Source organism: Actinomadura monticuli (assembly GCF_041463655.1).
GTDB classification, from domain to species: Bacteria; Actinomycetota; Actinomycetes; order Streptosporangiales; family Streptosporangiaceae; genus Spirillospora; species Spirillospora monticuli.
In genome coordinates this window covers 759,559-786,463 of record NZ_JAXCEI010000001.1, presented here as the reverse complement: position 1 = coordinate 786,463, position 26,905 = coordinate 759,559, and the positions used below count along the sequence as shown (strand labels likewise).

The 26,905-nt window shown below is 69.2% G+C and carries 28 protein-coding genes and 1 pseudogene; 13 read left to right on the top strand and 16 right to left on the bottom strand.

The features are described from left to right. The 11 genes and pseudogenes from SM611_RS03820 (at position 1) to SM611_RS03770 (ending at position 10,222) form a co-directional block, all read left to right on the top strand. Entirely contained in the window at positions 1-393 is a 393-nt protein-coding gene (locus SM611_RS03820; protein WP_371947368.1) for a DUF742 domain-containing protein, read from the top strand. Then, a complete protein-coding gene (locus SM611_RS03815; RefSeq protein ID WP_371947367.1) occupies positions 383-985 on the top strand; it encodes a GTP-binding protein in 603 nt (200 codons plus the stop codon). Before SM611_RS03820 ends, SM611_RS03815 begins: the two co-directional genes overlap by 11 nt. Further along, a complete protein-coding gene (locus SM611_RS03810; protein ID WP_371947366.1) occupies positions 982-1,566 on the top strand; it encodes a GAF domain-containing protein in 585 nt (194 codons plus the stop codon). Before SM611_RS03815 ends, SM611_RS03810 begins: the two co-directional genes overlap by 4 nt. Positions 1,567-1,635: 69 nt before the next feature. After that, positions 1,636-2,874 carry an acyl-CoA dehydrogenase family protein gene (locus SM611_RS03805; protein ID WP_371947365.1) on the top strand — a complete coding sequence of 413 codons (1,239 nt, stop codon included), beginning with the start codon at positions 1,636-1,638 and terminating at the stop codon, positions 2,872-2,874. 91 nt (positions 2,875-2,965) lie between these two features. Next, positions 2,966-3,124, top strand: a pseudogene (locus tag SM611_RS03800) (BldC family transcriptional regulator); the annotation flags it as partial. Between the two features lie 90 nt (positions 3,125-3,214). After that, positions 3,215-4,342, top strand: coding sequence for an SAM-dependent methyltransferase (locus SM611_RS03795; protein ID WP_371947412.1), 1,128 nt, complete (start codon positions 3,215-3,217; stop codon positions 4,340-4,342). Positions 4,343-4,442: 100 nt separating this feature from the next. Continuing rightward, a complete protein-coding gene (locus SM611_RS03790; protein WP_371947364.1) occupies positions 4,443-5,378 on the top strand; it encodes a hypothetical protein in 936 nt (311 codons plus the stop codon). A gap of 302 nt (positions 5,379-5,680) precedes the next feature. Beyond that, the gene (locus SM611_RS03785; RefSeq protein WP_371947363.1) at positions 5,681-6,679 is read left to right on the top strand and encodes a tyrosine-type recombinase/integrase; all 999 of its coding nucleotides are present in this window, start codon (positions 5,681-5,683) and stop codon (positions 6,677-6,679) included. Further along, on the top strand, positions 6,676-7,005 hold the full coding sequence (locus SM611_RS03780) for a helix-turn-helix domain-containing protein (RefSeq protein WP_371947362.1): 330 nt from the start codon (positions 6,676-6,678) through the stop codon (positions 7,003-7,005). Before SM611_RS03785 ends, SM611_RS03780 begins: the two co-directional genes overlap by 4 nt. After that, a complete protein-coding gene (locus tag SM611_RS03775; RefSeq protein ID WP_371947361.1) occupies positions 7,002-9,416 on the top strand; it encodes a hypothetical protein in 2,415 nt (804 codons plus the stop codon). Before SM611_RS03780 ends, SM611_RS03775 begins: the two co-directional genes overlap by 4 nt. Then, complete coding sequence (locus SM611_RS03770; RefSeq protein ID WP_371947360.1) at positions 9,344-10,222, top strand: carbon-nitrogen hydrolase family protein; 879 nt, start codon at positions 9,344-9,346, stop codon at positions 10,220-10,222. The genes SM611_RS03775 and SM611_RS03770 overlap by 73 nt, the downstream gene beginning before the upstream one ends. Before the next feature lie 223 nt (positions 10,223-10,445). Here SM611_RS03770 and SM611_RS03765 read toward each other — a convergent pair whose 3' ends face one another. After that, a complete protein-coding gene (locus SM611_RS03765; RefSeq protein ID WP_371947359.1) occupies positions 10,446-11,240 on the bottom strand; it encodes an NUDIX domain-containing protein in 795 nt (264 codons plus the stop codon). Positions 11,241-11,726: 486 nt separating this feature from the next. On the opposite strand from SM611_RS03765, the gene SM611_RS03760 reads away from it, so the two are divergent. Next, positions 11,727-12,242: a hypothetical protein gene (locus SM611_RS03760; RefSeq protein ID WP_371947358.1), complete on the top strand. Its 516-nt coding sequence runs from the start codon at positions 11,727-11,729 to the stop codon at positions 12,240-12,242. A 128-nt stretch (positions 12,243-12,370) separates the two neighbouring features. Here SM611_RS03760 and SM611_RS03755 read toward each other — a convergent pair whose 3' ends face one another. The 15 genes from SM611_RS03755 to SM611_RS03685 form a co-directional block, all read right to left on the bottom strand. Then, positions 12,371-13,861: a hypothetical protein gene (locus SM611_RS03755; protein WP_371947357.1), complete on the bottom strand. Its 1,491-nt coding sequence runs from the start codon at positions 13,859-13,861 to the stop codon at positions 12,371-12,373. A 24-nt stretch (positions 13,862-13,885) separates the two neighbouring features. Continuing rightward, positions 13,886-14,269, bottom strand: coding sequence for a hypothetical protein (locus tag SM611_RS03750; RefSeq protein ID WP_371947356.1), 384 nt, complete (start codon positions 14,267-14,269; stop codon positions 13,886-13,888). A 119-nt stretch (positions 14,270-14,388) separates the two neighbouring features. Continuing rightward, complete coding sequence (locus SM611_RS03745; protein ID WP_371947355.1) at positions 14,389-15,150, bottom strand: hypothetical protein; 762 nt, start codon at positions 15,148-15,150, stop codon at positions 14,389-14,391. Positions 15,151-15,156: 6 nt separating this feature from the next. Further along, positions 15,157-15,585, bottom strand: a complete 429-nt coding sequence (locus tag SM611_RS03740) for a hypothetical protein (RefSeq protein ID WP_371947354.1) — start codon at positions 15,583-15,585, stop codon at positions 15,157-15,159. A gap of 77 nt (positions 15,586-15,662) precedes the next feature. After that, a complete protein-coding gene (locus SM611_RS03735; RefSeq protein WP_371947353.1) occupies positions 15,663-16,502 on the bottom strand; it encodes a hypothetical protein in 840 nt (279 codons plus the stop codon). A gap of 50 nt (positions 16,503-16,552) precedes the next feature. After that, complete coding sequence (locus tag SM611_RS03730; protein WP_371947352.1) at positions 16,553-17,374, bottom strand: hypothetical protein; 822 nt, start codon at positions 17,372-17,374, stop codon at positions 16,553-16,555. Positions 17,375-17,421: 47 nt separating this feature from the next. Next, positions 17,422-18,216, bottom strand: a complete 795-nt coding sequence (locus SM611_RS03725; protein WP_371947351.1) for a hypothetical protein — start codon at positions 18,214-18,216, stop codon at positions 17,422-17,424. Next, positions 18,213-18,629 (bottom strand): DUF4913 domain-containing protein, encoded by a 417-nt coding sequence (locus SM611_RS03720; protein WP_371947350.1) that lies wholly within the window; start codon positions 18,627-18,629, stop codon positions 18,213-18,215. The genes SM611_RS03725 and SM611_RS03720 overlap by 4 nt, the downstream gene beginning before the upstream one ends. 71 nt (positions 18,630-18,700) lie before the next feature. After that, entirely contained in the window at positions 18,701-20,506 is a 1,806-nt protein-coding gene (locus SM611_RS03715) for a type IV secretory system conjugative DNA transfer family protein (protein WP_371947349.1), read from the bottom strand. Next, complete coding sequence (locus tag SM611_RS03710; RefSeq protein ID WP_371947348.1) at positions 20,503-21,948, bottom strand: putative type IV secretion/conjugal transfer ATPase; 1,446 nt, start codon at positions 21,946-21,948, stop codon at positions 20,503-20,505. The genes SM611_RS03715 and SM611_RS03710 overlap by 4 nt, the downstream gene beginning before the upstream one ends. A 22-nt stretch (positions 21,949-21,970) precedes the next feature. Beyond that, positions 21,971-23,446 (bottom strand): SCO6880 family protein, encoded by a 1,476-nt coding sequence (locus tag SM611_RS03705; protein ID WP_371947347.1) that lies wholly within the window; start codon positions 23,444-23,446, stop codon positions 21,971-21,973. Beyond that, positions 23,436-24,836, bottom strand: a complete 1,401-nt coding sequence (locus tag SM611_RS03700; RefSeq protein WP_371947346.1) for a hypothetical protein — start codon at positions 24,834-24,836, stop codon at positions 23,436-23,438. The genes SM611_RS03705 and SM611_RS03700 overlap by 11 nt, the downstream gene beginning before the upstream one ends. Beyond that, positions 24,836-25,576, bottom strand: coding sequence for a DUF8175 domain-containg protein (locus SM611_RS03695; protein WP_371947345.1), 741 nt, complete (start codon positions 25,574-25,576; stop codon positions 24,836-24,838). Before SM611_RS03695 ends, SM611_RS03700 begins: the two co-directional genes overlap by 1 nt. Next, positions 25,573-25,908, bottom strand: a complete 336-nt coding sequence (locus tag SM611_RS03690) for a hypothetical protein (RefSeq protein ID WP_371947344.1) — start codon at positions 25,906-25,908, stop codon at positions 25,573-25,575. The genes SM611_RS03695 and SM611_RS03690 overlap by 4 nt, the downstream gene beginning before the upstream one ends. Next, positions 25,908-26,357, bottom strand: coding sequence for a hypothetical protein (locus tag SM611_RS03685; protein WP_371947343.1), 450 nt, complete (start codon positions 26,355-26,357; stop codon positions 25,908-25,910). The genes SM611_RS03690 and SM611_RS03685 overlap by 1 nt, the downstream gene beginning before the upstream one ends. Before the next feature lie 245 nt (positions 26,358-26,602). Between SM611_RS03685 and SM611_RS03680 the strand changes: the two genes are divergently transcribed. Then, complete coding sequence (locus SM611_RS03680; RefSeq protein ID WP_371947342.1) at positions 26,603-26,887, top strand: helix-turn-helix domain-containing protein; 285 nt, start codon at positions 26,603-26,605, stop codon at positions 26,885-26,887. Positions 26,888-26,905: the final 18 nt, after the last annotated feature.

Here is a 26,905-nt window from a genome sequence, read left to right as displayed (position 1 = left end):
ATGGCGGGCACTCCAGCCGCAACAGGACGCGAACCCTGGGACACCTACGACACCGAGGACGTCCGTTCCTATGCGATCACCGGTGGCCGGACCCGTCCCCGGCATGCGATGCGGCTGGTGACGCTGCTGGAGGTCGGGGACCTGGCCCGCGCGGCGGGGATGGCGCCCGAGGCCGTCCGGGCCGTCGAGGCGTGCCGCGTCCAACCGTGCTCGGTCGTCGAGATCGCCGCGCTGATCGGCCACCCGGTCGGCGTCACCAAGATCATCCTGTCGGATCTGGTGGACCGCGGGGTGCTGTTCATGGCGCTGCCGGGCCCCGGGGCGGCCGACCACCTGCAGTTGCTGGAGGCGCTGCGCTCCGGCCTGCAAACCAAGCTGTCCGATGTCGCCTGACCCCCTGCCGCCCGGCGCGGCCACGCGAATCTCGGCGAAGATCATCGTCAGTGGTGGGTTCGGTGTCGGGAAGACGACGCTGATCGGTGCCGCCAGCGAGATCGAGCCGCTGACCACCGAGGAATGCCTGACCGAGATCAGCGACGGGATCGACTCCCTGGCCGGGGTCGAGCGCAAGTCGACCACCACCGTCGCCCTCGACTTCGGGCGCCTCACCTTCCCCCAGCAGCAGATGGTGCTCTACCTCTTCGGGACGCCCGGCCAGGACCGGTTCTGGTTCACCTGGGACGACCTGGTCATCGGTGCCGTCGGTGCCGTGGTGCTGGTCGACACCCGTCGCCTGGCCGACGCCTTCACCGCAGTCGGCTACTTCGAGCAGACCCAGATGCCGTTCATCGTCGCGATGAACGAGTTCGACGACGCCCCGCACCGCTACACGCGCACCGAGGTCCGCGAGGCCCTCGAAGTCCCCGACCATGTGCCGATCGTGCGCTGCGACGCCCGCGACCAGCGCTCGACCATCACCGTTCTGCTTGCGCTGGTCGGTCACGCCCTCACCCGCCACCACCCGTCTACTGGAGTACCCGCATGAGATACGACGCCGACGCCGGCTTGGACGTCCCCACCTGGCACGACCAGGCCGAGCAGAGGGTGAAACTGCTGGCCGAGTTCGGCCTGGGAGAACCGGACGGCGAGTTCGACCGGTTCGCCGCCCAGATCTCCGGTGCCTTCGCCGCCGAACTCGGCGACCACGCTCAGAACCTGTACGCGATGGTGAACCTGTTCCTGCGCGAGGAGCAGACCTTCGTCGGGCTGCACAACCCGCCGGGCATGCGCGCGGTGGACCGGACCATGGCACCCGATCACGGGTTCTGCCCCGAGATGATCGACCGCACCAAGGCCCTCGTCCTGGCCGACGTGTGCGCCAAGCCGCAGTTCGCGTCCAACCCGGTCGTCGACCGGCTCGGCGTCCGCACCTACGCCGGGGCGCCACTGATCCACCGGCCGACCGGGACCGTGCTGGGCAGCGTGTGCGTGGTCGGCACCCGGGCGCTCCCCAATGACACCCGCCAGACCTCGCTGGACCTGATCAAAAGGCACCGCGACGCGCTGGCGGATCTGCTCGCCACCGGCGGCGGTGGCCGCCACAGCGCCGGCTACCGCAGCGGCTGACCTCCGGCCGCGACGACGACGTCTGCCGGGTCCGACCACCCGGCAGTGGCCCCACGAAACCAAGAGGGGATGGTGTCCGTGTTCGAGACCGACGACCACCGGGACCTGCGCAGGGCCGTCCGCGCCTTCGCCGAAGGCGAAGTCGCGCCCCGGGTCGCCCAGATGGAATCCTCCGCCGCCGTCGACCACGTCCTGCCCGCTTTGATCGCCGAGCAGGGCTGGATCGGGGTGACCATCCCCAGCGAACACGGCGGCATGGGAGCGGGCCATGTCGCCAAGACGATCATCATCGAGGAGCTGTCGCAGGTGAGCGGAGCGGCGGGCGCCATCGCGCAGGCATCCCAGCTCGGCGTCGCCAAGATCCTGCACTTCGGCACCGAGCAGCAGAAACAGCGATGGCTTCCGCCGATCGCCGCCGGCGCGTGCCTGCCGACGATCGCGGTCACCGAGGACGGCTCGGGCGGGAACGTCCTGGACATGCAGGCCAGCGCTCGCCGCGACGGCGACGAATGGGTGTTGAACGGACGCAAGCTCTACGTCGGCAACTCCCACGTGGGCCACGTCCACGGCGTCGTCGTCCGCACCGCGCCCAAAGCCGCGCGCTCCCGCAGCCTGACGGCATTCCTGGTCGAGCACGACCGGCCCGGACTGCGGCTCGCCCCGTACAAGCCGTGCCTGGGCCTGCACGGCTTCAGCTTCGGAGACCTGGTCATGGACGACGTCCGGGTCCCGGCCGGCAACATGATCGGCGGCGAGGGCGACGGGCTCGACGTCGCCTACAGCTCCTCGATCTTGTACGGCCGCCCCAACCTGACGGCCGTTGCGCTGGGCATTCATCGGGCCCTGCTGAAGGAGACCGTCCGGTTCGCCACGCAGCGCCACCGCCGGGACGAACCCCTGGCCAAGCTGCCCACCATCGAGCAGCGGATCGGGCAGATCAACGAACGGGTGATGACCGCCCGCACACTGGCCTACCAGGCCGCCCACATGCTCGACCACGGCCAAGCCTGTGACGACGAGCTGATCAGCGCCAAGTATCGGGGCGTGGAATCGCTGATGGAATCCGTCCTGGCCACGATGAAGATCCACGCTGCGGCCGGACTCCGCCGCGACCGCCCCATCGAACGCCTCGTGCGGGACGCCTTCCACATCGACGCGCCCGCCGGGACCGGCGACATCCAGCTGCGCCGACTGGCCGAATCCGCACTGGGCGATGGCAAAGGCCAGTGGTCGCATCGCCTGGCCCACCTGACGGTCCTGCACCCACCGTCCTCCCCGCCTGGAACTGCACGTGAGCCCGCAGCCTGACCTGCGGTGCGGCCCCGGTAGCCGATAAAGGCCGCCGAACCGCGGGCCGCACCGCTTCCCCACTTTCCCTTCGTCGAAATCCCCAGCACCCATGACTTCACCTGACCTGTTGACGCCCGCCGAGGTCGCCGCCCTGTTCCGGGTGGACCCCAAGACCGTGACCCGCTGGGCGCAGCGAGGCATTCTGTCCTCGATCCGGACGGCGGGCGGCCACCGCCGCTACCGCGCCACCGAGATCTACGAGCTGCTGAACGCCGAGCGCCGCTCCAGCCGCCATGCCCAACTGGAGACGTTGGTCGACGACCACTACGACGGCGACCCCACCCGCGTGGTCCTGGACATGTCCGACCGGTACGGCCTCGCCGTCACCGTCCTGGACCGAGCCTGGTTCACCCGATTCACCCGGCGCGATCTCACCGACCTGGAATGGAAACGCATCGCCGCACAGCTCGGCAGCTTCAGCAACGCGCTCCATCAGACGTGCGCCGACCAGCTACTCGCCTACACGTCCACGGTGCTGAGCACCACGGGCATCCCCGTCCCGAATATGACCGCCTCCCACCTCCCGCCACCTCCCACCCCCGAGCGAGAAGGCCCAGACGGCGGCGTCGACACGTTCAACGTCACGCCTGGCTTGTCGTCGCAGCCGGAGCCGACTTTGCCAGACACCGCCGTTCCCGCTTTCACGTTGGACGACGTCGATCAACTGGTGCCGCATTCGGCGCGGGTCTGGGACTACATCCTGGGCGGCAACGACCACTACGAGGCCGACCGACAAGCTGCCGACACCTTCCAAGAGGTCTACCCCGACCTGCCCCACCTGGTGGTGAGTCAGCGCAGCTTCAAGCGACAGGCGATCGAATATCTCACCCAACAGAATGTGCGGCAGTTCATCGACATCGGCCCCGGCCTCCCTTCGCCGAAAGACCTCACCGACATCCACACCATCGCAGAATCGGCCGGCCGCGGAGCTCGGACCGTCTACGTCGACAATGACCCATTGGTGACCATCCGCATCCAGGAGCTGCTGAACGGTGACCCCGGCTGCGGCGCCGGCCTCGTCCACGCCGACGTCGCCGAGACCGAAACCGTCCTGGACGGCGCCGCCCGCCACCTCGACCTCGACCAGCCGGTCGCCGTCCTGCTCATCGGAGTCATGGGCCACATCGACAACTCCGACGACGCATATGCGATCGTGCGTCGGCTCATGGGTGCCCTGGCACCGGGCAGCTACCTGGCGCTGTCGGACGCGACCACCACCCGGACCGCGCTCACCTGGGCGCAAGAGACCTACAACGGCACCGGCGCCGCCTTCTACCGGCTCCGCACCCCCACCCGAATCGCCGAATTCTTCACCGGCCTCACCCCTGTCCAGCCCGGCCTGGTACCGCCTGCCCTCTGGCAGCCCAGCCGGCCCCCGGTTGGAGGCGTCAACACCGACGCACGATGCGCCGTCGCCAGAACGTGACACCCAGCCCGAACACCCGGCGCACGAGCGTCCCGGACGCCAGAGCCGAACGTCCAGAACCGACCATCCCTGCTCTGCCCCGCTCGGAGGAGTCCACACGATGACCCACCTTCGGCTCAGCTACGCCAATATCGAGCACGGCGGGAAGACCCCGGCGGGATACTCCGCCTACTCCGGCGACGGCGGCCCGTACGACTACAGCAAGGTCACCGGGATGTTCCACGACGCCGACTTCCCGGACATCTTCGTCATGGGCGAGGCCGACGACTACGAGCTGCACGGGATGGAAGGCGCGTGGGAGGCGGCCGCCGCCATCCGCGACGCAGGCGGCCCCGCCTACACGCCGCTCCCGTGCTCGCTGCCCCGCGACGGCGGCCCGTTCGCCCCGATGATCTTCGTCGACACGACCAAGATCGTGGTGCGGCGCTTCTACTACCACCGGCTCCCCGGCTTCGCGGCCCGCAACCGCAACCTGCTCGTCTTCACCCTGCCCGGCCACGACGACCCGATCCGGCTCGTGGCCTGGCACGGCGACATCTTCTCCAGCGACACCCGGCTCACCGACGCCCGCCGCTTCGACCGGCTCGGCGAACCGGCAATCCCCTGCATGCTCCTCGGCGACTGGAACTCCGTCCCCAGCGGCCCCCACTTCGAGCCGACCGACCTGAACACCCCCGGCGTCCACAGCGCGTGCCAGGTCAACCGGCGGGTCAAGTTCCAGGGCGGCGATCGGCTGGCGGGCCCGCACCTCTACGACACCCGCGCGATGGACGCCCTGGTCGGATGGTGGAACCCCGCCACCCGGCAGAGGGAAGGCGGCCTCGGCTTCCACCACGTCGCCGAACTCGCCGAGGACTACACCCCCACCCAGGGCGAGAAGTACAACGGCCGCCAACCCCTCCCCATCGACGCCATCCTCCTCAACAAGCCGCTCGCCGACGCCTACGTGGCCGGCAGCTACCGCGTCCACGAGTGGCGCGACCCAGCCGACCCGGACTCAGACCACAAGCGGATCAGCGCCACCCTCGATCTGTAGGGAAGCTCGGGAATTGCATCAGATGGGCGAGAAGTCGCAGGTCGGCAGTTCACAGCCGGCACGGGACTGGTCGGGAGACGTCTACGTCTACCTGATTGAGCAGGAGGTTTGCCAGGCCCATCCCGTCTGATGCATGATCAGCCCTCCAGAAGGGATGGCCTGGAGTGGCGCAACAGCGGAAGATGACCCTTGCCGGAGCGGCTCATTTGGAGCTCGTCTCCGGGGTGACGCAGCTACGACCCGAGGACACTATGTTCGACGCGATGCTGAGAGGGTGGCGGTCTCAGCAGAAAGCACGAGGCTTGAAGGACGAGACGGTCGCCGATCGCGAAAAGCTGATTCGTCGCTTCCACGCATGGGTGAACGAGTACCCATGGCAGTGGTCCCCGGTGCACATGGACGAGTGGTCGGTCTACCTCACAAGCGAGCGGCATCTGGCGCCCTCCACCATCCGCAGTTACCAGGGCGATGTGCGTCTGTTCACCGAGTTTCTGGTCGATGGCCGTTACGGTTGGGGCCCCGCCTGCGAGAAAGCCTTTGGCGCTCATCCGGTGGCGATCTGTCACGAGTGGAACACCATCGCCCACCTCAACGACTACGAGGGTAACCCCGAAGCAAGACCCTTCACCCGGCAGGAGTTGCAGCGTTTCCTGGACTATGCCGATGACCAGGTTGAACGTGCGGTCCGATCAAAGCGCAAGGGAGCGCTTGCCGCCTATCGTGACGCCACCTTGTTCAAGGTCGTTTATGGGTGGGGCCTTCGTCGAACCGAGACCTCCAAGCTGGATGTGGTCGACTTCGGGCGGAACCCTAAAGCAGCACAGTTCGGCCCGTACGGCACGCTCAACGTTCGCTACGGGAAGGCCAAGAAGGGGCAGGCTCCGCGACGCCGGAACGTCTTGTCGGTGATGGAATGGGCGGTGGAAGCAGTCGCCGACTACATTGAGAACGTTCGGCCGCGGTTCGGCCATGAAGGCCATCCGGCGTTGTGGCTGACCGAGCGGGGCGGCCGGGTCAAACCTACCGAGATCAACGCCCGCTTCATCGCCTACCGGGACGCACTGAAACTCCCGAAGGAGCTCGTTCCCCATTCCTTAAGGCATTCATACGTCACGCATCTGACTGAGGACGGAGTCGATCGACGCTTCATCCAGCAGCAAGTCGGCCATGAGTGCGACAGTTCCACCGCCATCTACACCCACGTCAGCGACGACTTCATGAACACCGCACTCAAACGTGCCCTGGCTCCCGCATTCGACACCCGCAAGGAAAGCAGGGCCGGACAGGAAGGACGTCGATGACAGGCAAACTCGACTACCGGTGGCACCTACGGCAGGTCATGGCGACCCGTGACATGTTCTCGACCACCGATCTGCTCGAACCGCTCGCGGAGCGGGGCATCACATTGTCGTCCAGCCAGGTCTACCGGCTGGTCGTGGACCGCCCCGAGCGGCTCAGCCTGAAGATCCTGATGGCTCTGCTGGACATTCTGGACTGCACGATGGAGGACCTCATCGAACCCACCGCTGCCGCCGGCACGACCAAGATGAGCAGAGCGGCCGGTGGCGAAACCGGGGTCGGAAGCCTTCGGCCCAGACGCGCCCGAATCACCCCGGTCAAGGAATGAGCACCGCCCTGGACGACGAAGTCGTCGATAACCCGATCGAGGTCATCGTCGATCTGGTCTCCACCATCGAGCGTGGTCTGGACGCCGACCGGATCCGCCAGGTGGTCACCGCGGTTGCGGGAGGGCGCGCCAAACGCCGACGCCTCGCACGTTTCCTCGTCGAGAACCCGCACGTCCTGACCAGCGGCGCATCTCCAGCACCACGGTCGGCGGGCGAGCTGCTGCTGGCGTTGCGGGCAGCCGGCGCCCGTGATGTTGCCGCGCCAGCGTGTGGAGGGTGCGGTCGGCAGCTACGGTCGCTGCGCAGTCTGGGCGGCGGGCTTTGGGGCTGTTCGCCCTGTTCGGTCAGACCGCAGGTCTGTGGCGGCTGCGGCAAGAGCCGACCCGCGGTCACACGCGACCGGCACGGCCGGCCACGATGCGACAGCTGTCCCGACACCGATGGCGACCCGATAGAGACGCTGACGCGCATCGTCAGCACGATCGATCCCGAGCTGAGCGCGGACACGATCGCCTCCGCTCTCCAGCGGACCCTGGTCCACCCTGGCGGCCAGCGCCGTCTGGCCTGGGCCATCGAGGCCAACCCCGCTCTTCTCACCGGAGCCGGCGCCGACGCCCCCACCCCGGCGGTGCTGCGGTTCATCACCGAACTCCTCGCCGCCGGCGCTACCAACATCGTGAGGCCGGCCTGTCCACGATGCGGCCACGTGAAGGCGCTGCCGGCACAGCTGGCAGAACGACGGGTCTGCCGGGCCTGCTACGCACAGGCCGTGGCCGTCGCCTGCTCACGTTGCGGCGATGTCCGGGAACCCGCCACCCGCGATGCCAACGGCGCACCGCTGTGCGCCAAGTGCCTGACCAGCGACCCGATCAACGCCGAGGAATGCTCTGCCTGCGGCCGCCGCCGGCCGGTCGCGATTCGCACACCGGAAGGCCCACGGTGCTCGACATGCCGGATCCGGCACGTCACGGCCTGCGGAATCTGCGGACGGCGGGCACAATGCGAGACATCCCGGGCCACCGGTCAGCCGTGGTGCACGCGGTGCAAGCAGCGATGGATCCGGTGCAGCGCCTGCCGGGTCGTCGGCCCTCTGCGCGGCGGCACACTCAAGGCGCCATTGTGCGCCAGATGCGTCAACCCCGACCCCGATTTCTGGGTTCGCTGCCCGAGCTGCCAGCAGACCTGGCAGTTGAACACGCGCCCTTGCCAACGCTGCACTCTTGACCAGCGAGCACGCGAACTCCTTGGTGGCGGCACCGGCCAGGTCCGGGCCGCCCTGGCCCCACTGCACAAGGCACTCCAAGACGTCCAACGCCCCGACATCGTCATGCTATGGATCAGCCGTCCCCAGGTCAGCGCGATCCTCACCGAACTGGGTCTCGACTCTCGCCGACTCACCCACGAGGTCCTGGACGAACTACCGGCCAGCAAGACCCTCGCCCACATCCGCAGCGCCCTGGTCGCCACCGGCACGCTGCCCGGCCGTGACGAAAGGCTCATGAAGCTGGAGCACTGGATCGCAACGGCGCTGGCCTCCCGCCAAGACCGCGACCAACGACGCATCCTGCACGGATACGCGATCTGGCACCATCTCAGGCGGCTAAGGCAACGGCTGGGAACGGCGGCCCACACCACCCGCAACCAGGAACTCAGCATCCGCGGCCATCTCATCGCCGCCATCAACTTCCTGGACTGGCTGACCGAACACAACCTCAGCCTCGCCGGATGCACCCAGCTCGACCTTGACCGATGGGCATCCGGTCAGGTCACCTATCGAGACCAGACCGCCCACTTTATCCGTTGGGCCGTCACTCACCGGCACGCCGCCAGTCTGGCGCTCCCCACCACCGGGTGGGCAGGACCACGAGGCCCCCACGACATCGACAAACGCTGGGACGACGCGCGTCGGCTCCTGCGCGACGACAACCTGACCACCCGCGACCGGGTCGCTGGTCTGCTGCTCCTGCTCTATGCCCAGCACCTGAGCACCATCAGCCGACTCACCACCGAGGACGTCGACACCCAAGGCGACAGCGTTGCTCTTCGCCTGGGCGCCGTCCCGATCGTGCTGCCTGAACCAGTCGGCGATCTCGTCCTGGACCTGGTCAACGACCGCCGACCGGGCACCCTCATCGATGCGCCCAACGCGCCGCGCTGGCTATTCCCCGGCCGACGACACGGTCACCCCATCAGCGCGGGACAACTGCGCCAACGCCTGATCACCATCGGCATCCAACCCACCCGCGCCCGTTCCACCGCCCTGTTCACCCTGGCCACCCAACTACCCGCCGCGATACTCGCCCGCATGCTCGGCATCCACATCCAAGTCGCCGTCCGATGGCAGCGCGCTTCCGCCGGCGACTGGATGACCTACGCCGCCGACGTCAGCCTCCGAAAGCAGCACCCGTGAAAGCGTCGATAGCAGTCGCACAATTCCCTATCACCTGGGACATCGAACGGAACCTATCGGCCATCGCCACAATCCTCACTGAGACCATGCCCGACGAGATCGTCGTTATTCCCGAAGGTGCCCTATCCGGCTATGGCTCCGATCTCTCCGCCCTCGACCATCTCGATCTCGCTGCTCTCGGACAGGCCCTCGACCATCTCACCGATCTGGCACGCCAACGAGCCATCCACCTGTTCTGCGGCTCCCTGCTCTTTGAACACGGCGCCTGGTGGAACACCGCCCTCTACTTCTCACCGCACGGCACCAGATGGACCTACCGGAAGATCAACCTGGCGATCAATGAGCGGAGCCGCCTGGCAGCCGGCGGCGAACTGACCCCGCTCCGCCTCGAGCTGGCCGACGGCCCTCTCATCGTCGGTGTCCAGATCTGCCGAGAGATCCGCTTCCCCGAGCAGTGGCAGCACCTGGCCGACGCAGGAGCACAAGCCTTCATCTACCTCACCAACGCCGCCAACCCCACCGAACCCCCCGGAGTCTGGCAAAGCCACCTCATCAGCCGCGCAGCCGAGAACCAGCGGTTCGTCCTCGCCGCCAACATCGCCGACCCCGACCAGCACTGCCCCACCACAATCATCTCCCCACGAGGACAGACCCTCGCTGAACTACCCCCCAACCAGACCGGCCTGCTCAAAACGACCATCGATCCCGACGATGCCAGCACCTGGTATCTCGGTCAGCGACGACGCGACATCATCCACCTTCGCTACCAGGGCCGCACCACGCGGCATGCATTCGGAGAGTTCTGATACCCAACGGTGCCGTTACCCGTCTGAATCTGGCCGGTACGGGACGCCGGAGGTATCTCTCCGGCGTCGAGCTTGTAACTCGGGACGCCAACGAACGCAGAGGACCTGTGGCTCATTCCGCCGGGTCTCGATGTCGTCCCTTGCGGGCACGGTCGTCCAGTACCGATCCCCTGCGGCGTAGGGCTCGTCGCCCCGGCGCCTGCCGTCCGGTCATGGGGGCCGTTCAGGAGTCTGCTGTCCATCCGTGGACGCTGAACGCCTCACCGCGGGCGATCGCCGCGAGGGCCTGTGCGCAGTGGGGGATCAGGTCGGCCGGTGGGGTCTCCGGGTCGATCCACAGGGCCTCGGAGGCCTTGTCTGGCTCGGCCGCGCGGGGTTCGCCCTGCCAGCGGTCGAAGGTGAACCAGTAGTCGCTGATCGCGTGGCAGGGGCCGGGCAGGGACGCCTCGGTGCGGTGCATAACGTGGCAGAACACAGCGTCGTCGTGGGCCAGTATCACGCTGGTCTCTTCGTGGGCCTCGCGGATCGCCGCCGTTAGGACGTCCTCGCCGGGCTCGATTCGTCCGGCGGGCGGGCACAGCCAACCGTCGCGGTAGCCGGTGTTGTGGCGGCGCAGCATCAGGACCTTGCCGTCGTCATGGCGCAGCAGAACGTGTGGTGCGATGAACGATCCGTGCCAGCTGTTCGTGGCGGTGGTGCCGCGGGCGGCGACGATACCGAGCCGATCGGCCAGATGCCGTCTGGCCTCGTCAGGGCCGCCGGCCAGGTCGACCATGGGGACGGCGGCGGCCAGGATCACGTCGGCGAGTTCGTCCAGAACGTCGGTCGCGGTGGCGTGGATGCCTTTGCGGGGATTGCCGCCGGTCATCCCGATGTAGGCCTCGGCGACCTCGCCGACCTCCTCGGACAGCTTCATCACCAGCAGATGCCTCGGCACGTCGGCCAGGTACCCGGTCCGGATCCGGGCGGTATCGGCCCAGAACCCGTTGCAGGGCTCGTCAGTCTCGGTGTTCGCCACGACGCGACCCTAGGGCCTGCAGCAGCGAACGAGCCCCGATTTTAGAACATTTGATCGAACTACGAGTCTGGATGGTCGGTGGCGACGGATGTCTGCGCCATCACCTGGCTGCGGGACCAGGTCCGCAACATCAGAGGACGGCCGGGCGCGTCCTGGTCGCCGCCGCTCCGAGATGAGGGCAGGTGGACGCGACCACCCGGTGCTCGGGCGAGGTCGGTCCGAGGCCTGTCGCGGGATTCCGGCCGGCTCCGTGTGAGCTTGACGCCGACCGGCGGGTGATGGTCGGAGTGGTGCCCCCGGATGCTTGTGCTGGTGTCCGGGCCTCGGCGCGGCCGGTGCCGCCGGGTGGCTGACGTTCAGGTCTCTCCCATGTAGCCCGTCCTCAACCGGCCATTTGTGTGATAGCTGGGTAACGGCGCGTGTTCAACGTGTGAGATGTCCGTACATTCACCATCGAATGGATGGCTGAATCAAGGGGGCGGCGACATGGCGACGATCAAGGATCACATCGGCAAGCATTGGCGGACCTATTTGGAGATCTATCTTGCCGGTGTCGTCGTGCTCGGGGTCACGCAGCAGTTCTTTGACATCCAGCTCCCGGCTCCGTGGCGTTCAGACCCGAAAACTCGCATCGCTGTGTCGATGCCGGAGTCGGGTCAGATCGGGCGCTGCGCCACTATCCGTGGCACCGGGCATGCGCCGAAAGGTGAGAGTATCTGGCTGGTGCAGCAGACGATGGGGCACGGCAGTTACTACCTCAAGCCTGCTCGGGAGGAGATGGGAGGTGAAGGGCGCTGGAGCGTCTACGGTCAGGTGGGCGATGACAAGGGGGGTGGCCTGCAGTACGCATTCCAGGCGATCCTGATCGACGATGATTGGGGCCGATGGCTTCCCGCCATCGTTACTTCCAACGGGCTCTCGACATCGGAGATTCCGCCGCACCAGGCCGCCAGTCCCAAGGTAGTGGTGACCCGGAACGCTGACAATCGTCCCTGTGGGTAGGCAGCCTCCGTTCGAGGGATCCTGTGAGGCCGGGATGGCGCGCGCCTCATCCAGATGATGGTTCGCAGATCCTGGCAGCGGTAGCGAAGTCGTGTGCGCATCGTCGAACCTCTGCCGGCTCATCCTGCTCAACGGGTTGGGTGGTTCTTGCTGGGCGGAATTGGCGGAGGGGTGGCCCGGGAATGGCGAGGAGGCGTCTGTTCCGCCTGGAGATGAGTGTTGATATCGGTGGGGAACCCGGCGGCTGCCAGGGATTGTTGGGCTTGTTCGTCGTTGGCGGTTGCTCGGCGGACTATCAGGTCGACGTCCTTGGCGGCGGGGGTGGGCGGGACGGCCAAGGAGTGAATGGTCTGGGCGAGGGTGGTGATGGCTTGGCGTCCTTCGCTTTGGGCTGTGGTGTAACGGGTTGAGAGTTCGCGGGCTGATGCTGGTACGCGTGGCATGTGGGTGGGGTATTTCTTTTGCTGGTTGAGGGCGCCGATGGTGGCGGCGTCGTTGATGGCTGCGTGGTGGTGGGCGGCGAGGTGATTGCAGGCTTCGGTGGCCTTGAGGGTGATGCCGGCGACTTCGGCTACGTGGGCGAGGTCAGGGGCGATTTCGTGGGGCGGTTTGAGGCGGGAGGAGGCACGGGGGCCGGGTGTCCAGGCGGGGTCGGCGTGGAGGGAGCGGCCGAGGCGGATGATGAGGTCGCTTGCGTCGGTGGCGGGGCCGTTGGCGGGGTGGCCGTAGTGGCCGATCTGCTCGTCCCAGCGTCGGACGATGCTTTTCCAGGCGAGGCTCAGGTGATAAAGGCTGGTGGCTGCCTGTTTGATCGCCGGTAGGTGGTCGGGCTCGTTGAGGTCGTTGATCCGGTGGGTGAGTTGCCGGATGGTTTTGCGGTTGAGGTCGCAGATGATGGCGGCGGCTCGGGCGAGGTAGCGCCATGTGGTGATCGAGGTCGGCGAGGTGGGGTTGCTGAGGCGCTGAATGCTGGTGTTGATGCCGTTTAAGGCTTGGTCGGTGCTCTCGCCGAGCTGGGGCGGGATGCGGTCGGGTATGTGGTGCACGGGGACGGAACTGATGGGTGGTGGCGTTTGATTCTCGCTGTAGATGTGGGCGATGACGGCGGCCGTCAGTAGTAGTGGGCTGGCCTGGTCGGTGGGCGGGGCGGTGCGGCGGGTGAGATGGCCGAGGGTGGCGGTGTGGGTGCTGAGCTGTCGCAGCAGGGAGCGGGCGGTGTCGGGTGCGGCGATGACCCTGGCGTTTGCGCTGGTCGCCTGGTCGGGGGTGACGGCGAAGTGGGTGGACAGCAGATCAAGGCCGCAGCCCAGGGCGATGGATGCGGCGCGGAGTTTCTGGGCCAGGGCGGATTGTGGGATTTCGGTGTCGACAGGTGGGCCGAGGAGGTGTTCGGCTTGCTTGATGAGGGCGGCGGCGCGGTGGGCGCCGTCCCGCACGCGGGCGGTGTCGGGGTGCGGGGCGCCGAAGCCGTGAGCGATCTGGTCGTGGTAGCGGGCCAGGACGTGGGTGAGGCGGGCGAGTTCGGGGGCGGCGGCGCGGCGGCGTAGGTCGTCTCCGAGGCGCTTGGTGTGGAGTTGACTGTGCAGCTCGGTGAGCTGTTGGGTGGCGAGTGCGGTCATTTCTCCGAAGGTGGCCACGGGCGGTTACCGGAGTGCGTCGCGGAGGCGTCCGGCGTGCAGGGCGGCTTGGAGGCAGGCCATCTTGTCGTCGGGGTCTGCGGCCAGTTCGGCGGCGCGGACCAGGCTTTGAGCGGCTTTGGTCGCGAGGTTGAACAGGGTGTCGGCGGTGGCGTTGGCCTCGGTGTGGTCGGTGGGGGGCGCGGCGTGGAGGGCGGGGGCTTGGCGGAGGGCTTGGTGGGCTTGGACGGCTTCGCCTTCGGCCATGCCCCAGGCGATGAATCCGTCGGGTTGCTGGGCGGCGTAGGAGGTGATGACGCGTTCGGCGTGGGCGAGGTCGTTGAGGGCGGTGGTGAGGATTTCGGTGAACCAGTTGTGTCGGACGTCCTGATGCTGGTCTTCGTGGGTCATCGCGGTTCCTCCGGATGGTTGGGCGTAGTGATCGTGCGGATTGGTGACGGGCCAAGCCTGGCGTGGGCCCGGCGGTGGCCGTGGCCGGCTGAGCGGGCTGTGGATAAGTACGGCTCTGGTCAGCGCGTCAGGCGGTGAGGTGCGGGCCTGTGGTGGGGCGGCGGCGGTGGTCGGTCGGGGTGGCCTGCTACCTGGAGGTTGTGATTGATGTCGTCCGGGAAGTCCGCGGCGGCGGCCCTGGCGTCGCTCGGTTGGTGTCTCCTCGTTCTGGAGCGCGGGGCGAGTTCGTCGTGGAGGCGGGTTTCGGTGATGCCGCTCCAGGTGCTGAGCGCGGTCAGGAGTCGCCGGCGGTCCTGTTCGAGGGCGTGCCGGGTTGGTTCTGGCGCCTGCGCGAGCCGGGCGGTGATGGTGGTGTAGAGCTGTTCGGCCTGGTCGACGTGCCGGGCGGTGCCCAGGATCGTTTCGGCGGGCGGGAACTCGGGTGAGGGTGTCAGGTGGGCGGCGGGTTCGGCGTAGGCGTAGGGGAGGCCGGGGACGGCGACCAGAAAGCAGGTCTCGGTGTCGGCGCTGGTGGTCTGCCAACCGATGACGGTGCCGCACCGGTCGTTCTGGCGGGTGAGGCGGACCTGGTCGCCGACCTTGTAGGGAGCCTCCTCGGCGACTTCTGAGGCGTTGGTGGCACGACCGGTGCCGAGTGCGTCGCCGAAGTTGATGCCGTGGTGGGCGGCGTAGTGCTCCAGGTCGCAGACCAGTGCGGCCAGGAGGGCTTGGGCGTAGAACGCGTCGCGGTGCAGGAGGGACGGCGTGCGGGGGAAGGCGTGGTGTTCGTAGGCGGTCAGGGCGTGGGTGGCGCGGTCGATGCGTTTGCTGTGGTTGGGCATGGGCGCCTACCTCATGGCGGCGTGGACGTTGCCGGCGTGGTGGGCGGCGCGCAGGCACGCCACCCGGTCGGCGGGCTGGGTGGTCTTGGAGGCGACGTTGAGGATGGCCTCGGCGACGACCATCACCAGCGCGGCGATGGAGTCGGCGAGCTGCTGGACGTCGGTGTCGGGCATGGACCGTTCGGGCCAGTTGAGGGTGGGTGCTTCGGCCAGTGCCCACCAGGCGTCGGTCGCCTCGGCGAGCGCGACCTGGTAGTCGTCCTCGGGTGCGGCCTGGGCCAGGACGGTGCTGGCGCGTTCGATCAGCTCCAGCCCCATGAACGCGGCAGCCAGGAGCGCGGGGAGCGAGTCGGCGGTCTTGATCTGGCGGGTGGCGTAGTCGAAGAAGTGCTTCAGCGGGGCCTCCGTGAGGTCGTCTATTAAAGTTATCGTCATGAAGTTTGGTAGCTCGAAGTGTGTTGATCGACCGTGGTGGCGGTGTGTCGCGAGGGGTTTCTGCAGGTGAGCCGGGCTCATCTGGGACGGCCGGGTCGCCTGTCTGGGTGAGCAGTCGACCGAGCGGGCGGCGCGTTCAAGGCGGGCTGGTGTTCGGTGAGGCCTTGGTCCAGCGGGATGGGGAAGTCGCGGGCGGCGAGTTGGGCGGGGCTGGGAGCCGCACCAGAGGATGCGGCATCAGGGCTTGAGGTGCTGAGCCGTGGCTCGACTCGGGCCAGCAGCAGGTCGGTGACGTTGCGCTCGTCGATGCCGTTCCAGCTCACCAGCGCGTCGAGGAGGACCTGGTGGTCGTCGAGGTCGGTCTGCTGGGGCTGGATGCCGTTGATGTCGGCGTGGCCGATCCGGGTCATGGCGTCGAGGAGGATTTCCTCGGCCTGGAGCGGGTTGGTGACGACGCCTTGGCTGGTGTGGGTGTTGGGGAAGGGCGGGGCCGGCTGGAGGTCGGCGGCGATGATGCTGCGGCTGATGTTCTCGCCGAGGAGGCGGACGTGGTACTCGGTCGGTCCGTCGAACGGGACGAGGAGCCCGGTGACGCAGCCCCGGGTCGGGTGGCCCAGTAGGACGGCCTCGTCGGCGGCGGGCCCGTCGAGTTGGACGGTGGAGCCGATGGCCAGGACGTCGGGGCTGTTGTGTTCGCTGAGGTAGTGGCCGTTGGCTTGGGCGAGGATGTCGTTGAACTCCAGGCCGCGGTGGTGGGCGTAGTGCATCAGGTCGATCAGCAGATCGCCGAGGAGTTCGCGGGCGTGGGTGGTGTTGCTGCGGTGGTCGAGGTGTTCGGTCTCCTCGAACAGGGCTTGGAAGGAGTCCAGGGCGGCGGCTCCGAACTCGGCGAACTCTTCGGCACCGGCTTCGGCCATACAACCTCCATGCAGATCGGTTCGGTGGCGGGACGGGCGAGACTGAAAGGTCAGGGGCGGGGTCTGCGCGGGCGTGGCGGGTCGTCGGGCTTGGGCCTGGTGGTCGGTGGGTCGTCGGAGGGGACGAGGTTGGGTCCCTGGGGGAACTCGGTGGCGGAGAGCCGGGCTGCCGGATCCGGCCCGGGATGTTGCTTGGCCGGTTCCTGCGCGATGCGCATGATGCGGTTGTAGAGGTGGCGCATGATGACGTCGGGTTGGCCGCCGGACCAGCGGCTCAGCCGCATGGTCAGCTGCGCGAGGTCGGCGAGGGACTGCTCGTCGGTGGCCAGGCCGGCGCTTGCGGCGCGTTTGAGTCGGGCTCCGATGTCGACGATCGTGGATTCGGCGTCGCGGGCGTTGGTGACGATTCCGGCGGTCCGGGTGGGTAGGGGCAGCAGCGAGTCGGCCGGTTCCAGTTCGGACGCTGCGACGTGCAGGCTTTCGCTGACTCCTGGGACGCGCACCGTGCACTGGGCCTCCCCGTAGGGGGAGGTTGCGAGTGCGGTGATGAAGCCGCGCCACGGCGGTGAGCCCGGTTCGGCTCCGGTGGCGGCGGGTGGCTGGCGGCACTGGACCTGGGCGCCGAGCCGGTAACTGTAGATCGGGTCGGGGTCGTGCCCGCTGCGGTCGAGGTGCTGCTGGTGAAGCTCGGTGAAGGTGTCGTGGACGTCGTGGTCGTGGCGGTCGGCGTAGCGGGCGAGTTGCTCGACGAGTGAGGCGATGAGCGGTTCGGCGAGGGTGGGTTCGGAGCGGTGGTCGGGGACGACGTGGGGCAGCAGGTGCTGCTGGTAGGCGTCGAGTGCGGCGGCGACGGCTTCGTCGTGGTCGGGCACGCAGGTACCTCCGAAAGGGGTCGAGCGGGAAAAGGGGCGGGCTTGGTTCACATCAGGTGAGGACGCTGGTTCGGGCCCGGGGGATCTGGACGGCTGGAGGATGATGGTGCGGGCTGTTCGCCGGCCAGCAGCGCGGCGATGTCGTTGGGGAATCCGGCGGCGGCGCGTCGCGCGGCGGGGGACAGGCCGTCGGGGACGTGGTGGGCTTCGCCGGCGCGGTGGCGGAGATGGTTCAGCACGTGTTCGGGCTTGGTGCCCGACCAGGTGGCCAGCCCGGCCGACAGCTCCGCCAGGTCCGCCAGCAGTTCGGTGTCGGTGTCGGCGTCACCGCGTCCCCGGGGAAGTTTGGTGAGGAGGTCGGTGATGGCGTCCTCGGCGTCCAGCGCGGAGAAGACGGTCCTGCAGGTGCGTGTCAGCAGCGGCGCCATGCGTGTCGCCGGTTCCAGTGAGGCGGTGCTGGTGTGCTGGGGGTCGATGATCCCGGGGATGCGCAGCACGCATTCGGCGTCCTGCCCCAGGCCGGAGGCCTTCAGCTCTGTGATGAACCCGCGATGCGGTTCGGTGCCGTGGTCGCGGAACTGGACCTCGGTGTTGAGGCGAAAGCTGTAGCGCGGGTTGGTCAGGGCGCCGCCGCGGTCCTGGCGGGCCTGGATGATGGCGTCGAGCAGATCGACCACGTCCAGGTGGTTGCCTTTGCCGTAGTTGATGAGGTCGACCACGAGGGAGTGCAGGAGTCCTTCGGCTTCGGCGTGGTCGGTGCGGTGACCGTTGGCCAGGTCACCTAGCAGGTGCCGTTCGTAGGCGTCCAGCGCCAGCGCGGCGGCTTCGAAGCGTTCGCTCATGCGCGCACCGCCGTCCGGGTCGAGGCCGTACCAACGCGGGTGCCGGTGGTGAGCCAGCCGTTGGGGACGGGGACGGTGCGGGCCTCGTGCGGGGCCAGGTGTTCGTTCTCGGTGCACTGGTAGAAGGGGCCGCGTGGGCCGAGCAGGACGGGGAGCTGGTGGTCGAGGTGGTCGCGGTACCACAGGGCCATGCCGGTGGCGCCTTGCAGCCGCATGGCCTCCCAGGCGAACCACAGCGCGGTGAGACGGGAGATGGCCTCGCCGTGCCGCCACCACTCGGCGCACCAGCGGAACTCGCCGCCGAGGGTGCGCCGGTACATCAGGACGAAGTGCTCGTTCACCCAGGCGGTGACGTCCGGGTACAGCGACTCGGGACGCTTGCCGCCGGTCGTCGGCGGAGCAGGGTCGGGCATGAAGCCTCCAAAGCGGTGGATGCGTGCATGTGAAGGCCCCTTCCTGTCGGTGCAGACGTGTTGCTGCGCGGTTACGGCGTGGTCGGGTGGTCCGGGCGTTGGTAGTGGCGGCGGGCGGCTGCGGCGATCGCGGCGTCGGCGGCTTTAATGGCCGCGCTGATCGGGGCGGCGTGCGGGCCGCTGTACCAGGGCCGCAGCCGGACCAGGGCGGGTTTGGTGCCGGTGGCCAGCAGCAGCGCGGTGCCGGTGGGCAGGGCGCGGATGTCGGCGCCTTCGAGGATTTCCTGGCGGCGGAGCGAGATCTGTTCGCTGGCGCGTCCGTCGCTGTAGGTGATGGAGCGGACGGGCACGTCGTGCTGCCCGATGAGGGTGGCCAGGTCGCGCACCAGGCGGGGCGAGTCGATGCCGGCGCCGATGAGTTTGCGGGTGGCGGCGCCCCACAGCGCGGCCATGCCGGGTTCGCCCCAGACGGTGACGCCCTGCTCGTAGCTTTGCAGGATGGTCACGGGGATGATGCCGCGCGAGCCGAGGTGGGAGTACAGCTGGGGCAGGTCGGCGATGCGGCAAATGTTGGCCGCCTCGTCCAAGGCGACGACCAGGGGCGGGTCGAGGCGTCCGCCGGCTTGTTCGGCGCGGCGTTCGGCGGCGCGCATGGTGGTGTCGGTGAGCGCGGCGATCAGCGGCGCGGCGGCCGACAGCGACTTCGACAGCAGGTACAGGGTGTCGCGGGAGCCGGCGAAGGTGTGCGGGTCGAAGACGGGCAGGCCGCGAACGGGGGTGACCCAGGCGAGGATCTCCTGGTCGCGTAGGGCTTTGGCGGCGGTGCGGGCGGTCTGGTAGATCCCGTCCCGGGTCTCCACGGCGCCGTTCTGGGTGCCTTTCAGCGATGAGGCCATCAGCTGGAACCCGGCCTCTTGGAGCAGTTCGATCGGGGTGGGGACGGCCGGTTCGTCCAGCCACCGCGCGACATGGTGCAAAGACCGCCCGGAGGTCGCGGCGGCCAGGAACAGGGCGCACAGCAGGTCTTGTGCGGCCGGGCCCCACAGGTCCTTCTTCTGGCCGTCGTCGACGGTGAGGACGAAGTGCCCGGCCAGCCGGTGCGCGTCCTCGACGGTGGACAGTCCGGCGAGCGGATTCCACCACCAGGCTTGCGGCTGGTAGGTGATGTGCTGCGGGTCGAACAGCCAGCTCTTGGCGCCGGTGCGTGCGGCGCGGACGGTCGCGATCGCCGACCACAGATCGGCTTTGTTGCTGGTCGCGATGACCGGCCCGGGCGCCGACAGCGCGTGCGGGATCGACTGGGTGGTCGTCTTGCCCGACCGGGGCGCCATGAACGCAACGACCGTGTCCTCGAAGGAGGCGAACAGCGTCGGGCCGCTGCGGTCACCGGGCAGCAGGACATCGCCCAGGACAAGCCCGATGTCGTCCGGCTCCAAGCCTTCAGGGCGGGACTTGGCGAGAGAGCGTCGCAGCGCGATCGCCTTGCTGGCCGTCGCTTCCGGCTGGAGTGCGGCCAGGCCGGGGTTGTCGGCCAGCGCGGCAACGGGATCTCCAGGCTGGGGAAGACGTCGCGCGATCCGCGACCAGATCTCCCAGCCGCCGCGTACGAGCGCGCTGCCCAGAACGATGAGGATGAGCAGGACGAGCCAGGTCGGTGTGCCTGGCCAGGCCAGATCGGTTCGTCCCCGGGCGAGGGCGGCGGCGAAGTCGGTGCCGAAAGCCATGACCGTCCCGCCCGCCGCGACCGCGCCCAGCTTCGCCGCCAGCCACACGAGCCACAGCCCGGCGATGGGCGTCCAGCAGGCGGCGAGCACGAGCCATCCGGCGCCGGCGTTGGAGTGCCACAGCGAGGCCCGCGGCCCCAGTGCCCGCGTCACCCGCCCACCCGGATGGCCTGGTCGGTGTCGTATAGGTCGACTTCGGGGCCGACGAGGGAGAGCTCGACGGGGATGCCCAGGCGTTCGCCGGTCTTGATGAGGTACTTGCCGCGCCCGGGATGACGGGCGCCGGGCTGCCAGGAGTCGGGCGCCGACCAGGAGGCGACCAGGTGCTGCTCGGGGCCGGTGAGCGGGGTGATCTGGTGGACGCGGGCCAGTTCGCGGGGCGGGAGCCCGGCCAGGACGGTGATGGCGGAGCGGTCGGCGAACCCTTTCGCCTTGGCGCGGTCTTCCTCGGTGGCCAGGGCGTCGAGGTCGGCGAGGGAGTGGGTGATCATGACCGAGGCCATGCCCTTGGCGCGGTTGAGGCGGGCGAGGGCGTCGGCGTGCTCGACCAGGCCGGGTGCGCCGCGCAGCGCGCGCCACAGTTCGTCCATGACGCCGAGGTAGGAGCGGCGAGGCGCGGCGCCGAGGTCGGCGAGGGCGGTGGCGGCGTCGACCATGCCGAAGGCGTAGGCCCAGGTGCACAGCATCGCCGCGGTGAGGAGTTTGTCGCCGGCGGCGCGGACGTGGGAGATGTCGACGCTGATCGCGGGCGCGTCCAGGTCCAGGGGCCGTGTGGTGGCGGCGTCGAAGACGCCGGCCAGGGAGCCGGAGATGAGCAGGTCGAGGGTGAAGACCAGGTCGCGGGTCTGGACCCGGTAGGTGCCGGCGGTGTCGGTACGGGCCGCTCCCCGCAGCTCGTCAGGTCCCTCTTCGAGGACGTGCAGAACATCCACGATCGTGGGTTCGCGGGGGAGGCGATCATCCAGCAGGTCGATGGCGCGGCCCAGGACGACCTCTTCGGCGTTGGTGATGCGGGCCTCGCGCACCAGGGTGGCCAGGGCGAGGAGGAGCGATAGGCGCCGGGAGCGTACTTCCCAGCGCAGGGTTTCGGCGTCGGCTCCCGTCAGGCGTCGGCGGGCTTGGTCGAAGGGGCCGGCGTCGAGAGGGTTGATGCGGTCGGCGCCGCGTCCGACGCGGATGACCTGCCCGCCCAGGTAGTCGACCAGCCGGGTGTAGTCGGGTTTGGTGTCGCCGAGGATGATCGGTGTGGTGCCGGTGGCCACCGCACCGGTGACCAGGCGTTTGACGAGAGTGGACTTGCCGGTGCCGGGCTGGCCGAGGACGAACATGCCGGGATTGGTGACCAGCCCCGCCCGCAGCCAGGCCAGCGGATCCAGGCACACCACCTCGCCCCAAAGTTGGTGGCGTCCGACCGGGGTGCCGGCGGTGGGTGTGCCGGATCCGGCGGTGAAGGGGTAGAGGCCGCAGACCTGGCTGGTGGTGGCCTGGTATTCGGGTGCGGCCTCAACGTGAGCGGCGCGTCCGGCACCGCGCCCGCGCCACCCCCAGGGCGGGGCGAGCGGCTCGGACATGGCCAGGGTCTCGGCGTTCGGCAAGCTAGGTTCCTCCAGAACGGGTTCAGTGGAAGAGGCGGCGCGACAGTTCAGGCGGGCAGATCCCACACGGCAAGGTGGTAGCGAACCCGGCGGCCTGGCTGCCCCACAACCGCCGCAGCCGGATCTTGGCCGAATCGGCCGCCGCCTCCACATGCGCGGCGGCGCGCCGCAGCTGCTCGGGATCGGTCGCGGTGACGGTGGCGTACAGCGAGACCAGGCACACCCCGGCGCCCATGGCCTCCTCGGCCGCGGCCTGCCGGGCGCGCGCCGAATCCCAGCTGTCACGGGCGGTCTCGTCGCGTCCGGTGCGGCGCCGAAACTGGGTCCGGAACGCCGCCGCGTTCACCTCCTGCTGCAAGACCCGGCTCGCGGCGGCGGCCGGAAGCGCCCGGTACTGCAGGGTGATGCGTTTGGGGAACGGTCCGGGTGCGACCAGGCGGGCCAGGACGTCGGAGCGGACGTTCTGGCGGGGCGGCTCATGCCATCCCCAGCTGACCGAGCACCCGCCGTCGTGCTCGTAGTGGCCGGTGTGCTCGGTCGCGGCGACCGGACCCGCATCCCCCCAGCCCAAAACCTCGTGCGAGTCCGGACCAGCCAACAGTCGGTTGACCTCGCCGCGCGCATCGGGATCGAACGCGGTCCGCACAGCCCCGGCGATCTCAGCAGCAGTAGCGCGGCCGAGGACCGAGACGCCGCAGCCACTCAGCCGCGACGCCAGCCCGTCCAAGGTGCGGCCCAGCTCGGCGACCGCCTCATACAGGTCCTTCGGGCTCGCCGAGGACGCACGCGGGTCGAAGGTGACGGACACGCGGGTGTCGACGTCGGCGGCAGCGGCCGGGGCGGTGCGGACCAGGTCGTTCATGATGCTCCGCGCCGGGGTCGGCGCGGTGGGGACGACCGTCCGGTGCACGGCATCGGCGAGGGTGGAGCCGGGCTCGGGCGCGGTCTCCACCGTGACCGTCACCCACCGCACGGCGGGCATATGCCCGAGCGCGGCCAGCCACCCGCCCCACCCGGCCACCCAGGCGTCGGCGTCGCCTTGGTCGGCCAGCCAGGTCGAGGTCGGCACGACCCGGAGGGTGGCGGTGAGCAGGCCGGTGCGGCGGTCCCACACGACCCCGTACCGGCCGCCGTACCCGTCCTCGGCACTCAGCAGCGTCAACGGCGCCAGCACCCCCGGCAACTGGAACGCGCGCGGATGGTCGATGACGACCCCTGCCCGGTAGCGGTGGTGTCCGCGCCACACACCCCAGCGCCACCGGCACCGCGCCAGCACCAGCCGCGCCACCGGCACACCGCCCACCCGCACCAGCCCCAGCCCGCCGCCGACCAGCGCCGGTGGAAGCAGGTAGGCCAGGAGGTGAGGCGCGGTCGCGGCGACCAGGACCAGCAGCATCGCCGCCCCGAGCGCAAGAAAGGTGGCGGCGGTGTCCAGACCGAGCAGGCCGATGCCGTGCCGGCGACGCCACCCGCCGTAGGTGCGGACCTCATGCCCCATGCCCACCGCCCCCTTCACCCGCCGCGCCCGTCGGGCCGCCGAAGCTGCCGGTCGCAGCCCAGCGGACCGCGTCCTCACCGCGCTGACGTTCCCGCTCGGCCGTCCGGATGGTGGCGGGCCCGACCGGCTCCCCGTGACCGCCGTCCGGTAGCGCCCACCCGTGCCCGTCCGTCCCGGACGATGCAGCGTCGGGCTGGCCGCTCCCCGGCGGGGCGCTTGGTGCAGGAGGCTGGCCACCCGGTGCGGCTGGGGCATGCCGGTCGGATGGCGGGGCAGGTGGGGCAGGCGGCTGGTCTGGAGCATCGTCGCCCGGTGGGGTGGTGTCCTGGTCGCCGAGCTGCTGCTTGAGGTAGGTGGTGTGCTCGCTGGCCGAGCTGGACTGCCCGCCCCCCGAACCACCACCGCCGCCGTAGCCGCGCAGTGCGCCGAGCGCGGCGGCGCTGCTCATCAGCGTGCCGAGCATGCCGCCGCCGGGGCTGGATTCGGCGCCGCCGGTCGTCCAGGTGAAGAACTTCAACAGCACCGGGAACGCGACCAGGCTGATCAGCATCATCGTCAACCCCATCAGCACCGTGTGCAGGTCCCTGCCCTTGCCGACCAGAGTGAACGTGGTCGCATACACCGCCGCCGCGGCCGGCTTGTAGAAGACCAGCGCCAGCATCCAGCCCGCCACGCGCGGGAACCACGCCTTGGTCGTCGTGGTGATCATCCCTGCGGCCGCCAGCGGCAGCAACCCGGCCAAAATCACCAGCGCCCCCGTGCGAAACAGCAGCAGGATCGCCTGAAGGAGCCCGATCACCAGCGCGAACAGGCACAGGATGAGTACCAGCGCGCGCGGCGCCGCACCGGGGAAGGACACGATCTGGGTCATGCGGTGGGCGAAGTCCCCCTCGGAGGAGGCGTTCAGGACCCATCCGCACCACACATCGCCCCACTGCAGCAGCAGGTTCGGCACCACCGTCCCGATCACGGTGACCACCGCCAGCACCACCAGCCCGCGGCCGGCGTCCACCAGCGGCAGCGCCTTGCGCGACAGCGCCATCCGCGCGGCCACCGCCAGCAGCGCCAGTACCGCCACAGCGACCGTCAACGGTCGCACCAGCAGCTCCAGATACCCGACCGCCGGTGCCTGCTGCAGATCGGGGGAGGGGGTGTTCACCCACCAGGATGCGGTGTTGGAGATCAGCCACCCGGTCGCCGACTGGAACGACTCGGCCATCTCGTCCAGCACATGACCGCCGACCGCTCCCGGAATGTTCGGCAGGCGCGGCATGGTCGGAAGCCCGGGAAGCAGCGGATTCCCGGCCGCGCCGCCGTCGTTGTCCACCGGCTGCACGCACGCCGGATCCAGCACCGGCGAACACGGATCGAGCGGAAGAAGAACCGACATCAGCCGCTCCCGTTCGGGAAGCGGACGTAGCCGTCCAGCGACGTGATCGGAGCCGCGGCGCCCGCCCACATCCCGCCGGGTGGGGCGACCACACGCCAGTCACCGTCTTGCCAGCGCAGCTGAAGGCGGGTCACCGCCCGGACGGTCACATCGCTGTCGCCAGGACCGGCCGACAGCAGATCCAAGCTCGCCGCCTCGGGCGTGTAGCCCAGCCACCGGAACCCTTCCAGGACGGCATAACCGCGCCCGAGCGGTTCGCCGTCGGGCCGGTCGCCCCGGTGCTGGTCGTAGGCGTTGCGGGTGGAGTCGCGCAGCACGTCGGTATCGGGACCGATGATCTGCCGCTCGATGGTCGGGTCGAACACCTTCGAGCCCCACTGCATGCCCGCCCGCACCGCGATATGTACCCCGGCCAGCAGCGCCCCGCGCGGCGTCCGCGCGAACCCGGCCGCCAGATCTCCGCCGGTGTCGCGGGGCCCGTCCTGCGGCGAGTAGGGGAGCAGGATGCCGTGGTAGTCCCGCCACACCACGCCGGCGAACGACACCTGCGGCGCGGTCACCAGCTGCTCGGCGCGTGTCGTCCTCAGGATCACCGGGGTGCCCTTCGAGGACGTCCGGAACAGCGGAGGGACGACCATGCCGACCAGCACTCCGCCACCGACCACCGCCACCGCGATGACCCGGCCACGCCGCCCCCACGCGACGCCACCCTGTTGCTGCTCGTTCCGGGTTCGGCTCATCTGAAGAACACCCCGACGATCGGAGCCGCTGTCGCGGCCAGGCTCAACCCGCCCAGCACCCACGGGATACCGGTGGCGCCGTCGGCGGCGAACGTGGAGCGGTTCTTGCGCCCGATTGCCATCTGGCCCGCGCAGATGAACAAGCCGGCGACGCCGCAGATCAGCACGCCCCACTTGCCCCACGCCAGCAGCGTCTCCATCTTCTGATCCAGCCCCGGCGGCGCGTCTGGAGGTGGGTCCGGGATCTTCACCGACGGACTCTCGCCGTCTTGGGGAGCCGACAGCAGCCACCCGCGCTCGGCGACGGCGAACGCGCACCAGATCGGTGACATCACGACCCCTCACCGCCCGGCGCGTCGACCATGCGACGCAGATCGCACAGCGCCTGCCGCGCCCTACCGGGAAGGACGACCTCGGCCGGGTCTTCCACCAGCCGCAGCGCCCGCACATGCGGAACCCGCACCACGCCCCCGACCCGGCCCTCCAGCAGCGCGAACCGGGCCGTGGCCTCCCGCGATTCGGGGCCGCCGTCACTGACGATCGCCAGCGCCGCCACCCGCTCCTCCCACGCGGCCAGCGCCCCGATCGCCGCCGTCGCCGCCTTGGCCGCGACCGCGGTGTTGCGGACCACCAGCACCACCGGACGACCCTTGGCCTGCAATGGCGAACGGCCCAGCTCCAGCAGCGACCCGATCGAGCCCATGTCCCACACCGCAGGCAGCAGCGCCGCCAGCGTGGAGGCCCCCGCGCCGCCGTGCGCGCCGGCCACCACCACGTCCAAGACCTCACCCGCCTGGTCATCGGCCTGGTCGGCCGGGATTGGTCTGGTTTGTCGAAGACTCACCCACATACCCCCGAATCAATGCACTGGGTTGATGGACGATCACCGTACGTGGCAACATGACAGAGCGCAAGCATCGTCAAACAACTTCTGACAATGCCAACACGTCGAACAACGTGCTTCCGCAGCACCCATCCACCACACTGAAAGGAACGACCGTGACCGCCCACCCAGGAGCCCCACCGATGACCGAGAACACCGGCCGCGACCCCGACGTCCTCACCACCGCCGAACTCGCGACCAAACTCGGTCTCTCCCCCCAGACCGTCCGCCGGATGGCCAACGCCGGCCAGATCCCCGCCCTCAAAACCGGCAAGGACTTCCGCTACTCCTGGCAAGCAGTCCGCGAAGTGCTGCGGCAGCCCCACCACCAACCCGGGGAAGCCGCCCATGACCCAACCCAGCCCAAGAAGGGCGCCGGCCACCGCGCCCAACGCCGAGCCCGCACAGGCGCCCACGACACCGAGTAAGCGCCCAGCCCTGCTCCG

Bases quoted from the DNA above. Each gene is read 5' to 3' on its own strand.
- SM611_RS03820 (WP_371947368.1), top strand. From the start codon at position 1: ATGGCGGGCACTCCAGCCGCAACAGGACGCGAACCCTGGGACACCTAC.
- SM611_RS03815 (WP_371947367.1), top strand. From the start codon at position 383: ATGTCGCCTGACCCCCTGCCGCCCGGCGCGGCCACGCGAATCTCGGCG.
- SM611_RS03810 (WP_371947366.1), top strand. From the start codon at position 982: ATGAGATACGACGCCGACGCCGGCTTGGACGTCCCCACCTGGCACGAC.
- SM611_RS03805 (WP_371947365.1), top strand. From the start codon at position 1,636: ATGGTGTCCGTGTTCGAGACCGACGACCACCGGGACCTGCGCAGGGCC.
- SM611_RS03795 (WP_371947412.1), top strand. From the start codon at position 3,215: ATGTCCGACCGGTACGGCCTCGCCGTCACCGTCCTGGACCGAGCCTGG.
- SM611_RS03790 (WP_371947364.1), top strand. From the start codon at position 4,443: ATGACCCACCTTCGGCTCAGCTACGCCAATATCGAGCACGGCGGGAAG.
- SM611_RS03780 (WP_371947362.1), top strand. From the start codon at position 6,676: ATGACAGGCAAACTCGACTACCGGTGGCACCTACGGCAGGTCATGGCG.
- SM611_RS03775 (WP_371947361.1), top strand. From the start codon at position 7,002: ATGAGCACCGCCCTGGACGACGAAGTCGTCGATAACCCGATCGAGGTC.
- SM611_RS03770 (WP_371947360.1), top strand. From the start codon at position 9,344: ATGGCAGCGCGCTTCCGCCGGCGACTGGATGACCTACGCCGCCGACGT.
- SM611_RS03760 (WP_371947358.1), top strand. From the start codon at position 11,727: ATGGCGACGATCAAGGATCACATCGGCAAGCATTGGCGGACCTATTTG.
- SM611_RS03755 (WP_371947357.1), bottom strand. From the start codon at position 13,861: ATGACCGCACTCGCCACCCAACAGCTCACCGAGCTGCACAGTCAACTC.
- SM611_RS03750 (WP_371947356.1), bottom strand. From the start codon at position 14,269: ATGACCCACGAAGACCAGCATCAGGACGTCCGACACAACTGGTTCACC.
- SM611_RS03745 (WP_371947355.1), bottom strand. From the start codon at position 15,150: ATGCCCAACCACAGCAAACGCATCGACCGCGCCACCCACGCCCTGACC.
- SM611_RS03740 (WP_371947354.1), bottom strand. From the start codon at position 15,585: ATGACGATAACTTTAATAGACGACCTCACGGAGGCCCCGCTGAAGCAC.
- SM611_RS03735 (WP_371947353.1), bottom strand. From the start codon at position 16,502: ATGGCCGAAGCCGGTGCCGAAGAGTTCGCCGAGTTCGGAGCCGCCGCC.
- SM611_RS03725 (WP_371947351.1), bottom strand. From the start codon at position 18,216: ATGAGCGAACGCTTCGAAGCCGCCGCGCTGGCGCTGGACGCCTACGAA.
- SM611_RS03720 (WP_371947350.1), bottom strand. From the start codon at position 18,629: ATGCCCGACCCTGCTCCGCCGACGACCGGCGGCAAGCGTCCCGAGTCG.
- SM611_RS03705 (WP_371947347.1), bottom strand. From the start codon at position 23,446: ATGGGGCATGAGGTCCGCACCTACGGCGGGTGGCGTCGCCGGCACGGC.
- SM611_RS03700 (WP_371947346.1), bottom strand. From the start codon at position 24,836: ATGTCGGTTCTTCTTCCGCTCGATCCGTGTTCGCCGGTGCTGGATCCG.
- SM611_RS03695 (WP_371947345.1), bottom strand. From the start codon at position 25,576: ATGAGCCGAACCCGGAACGAGCAGCAACAGGGTGGCGTCGCGTGGGGG.
- SM611_RS03690 (WP_371947344.1), bottom strand. From the start codon at position 25,908: ATGTCACCGATCTGGTGCGCGTTCGCCGTCGCCGAGCGCGGGTGGCTG.
- SM611_RS03680 (WP_371947342.1), top strand. From the start codon at position 26,603: ATGACCGAGAACACCGGCCGCGACCCCGACGTCCTCACCACCGCCGAA.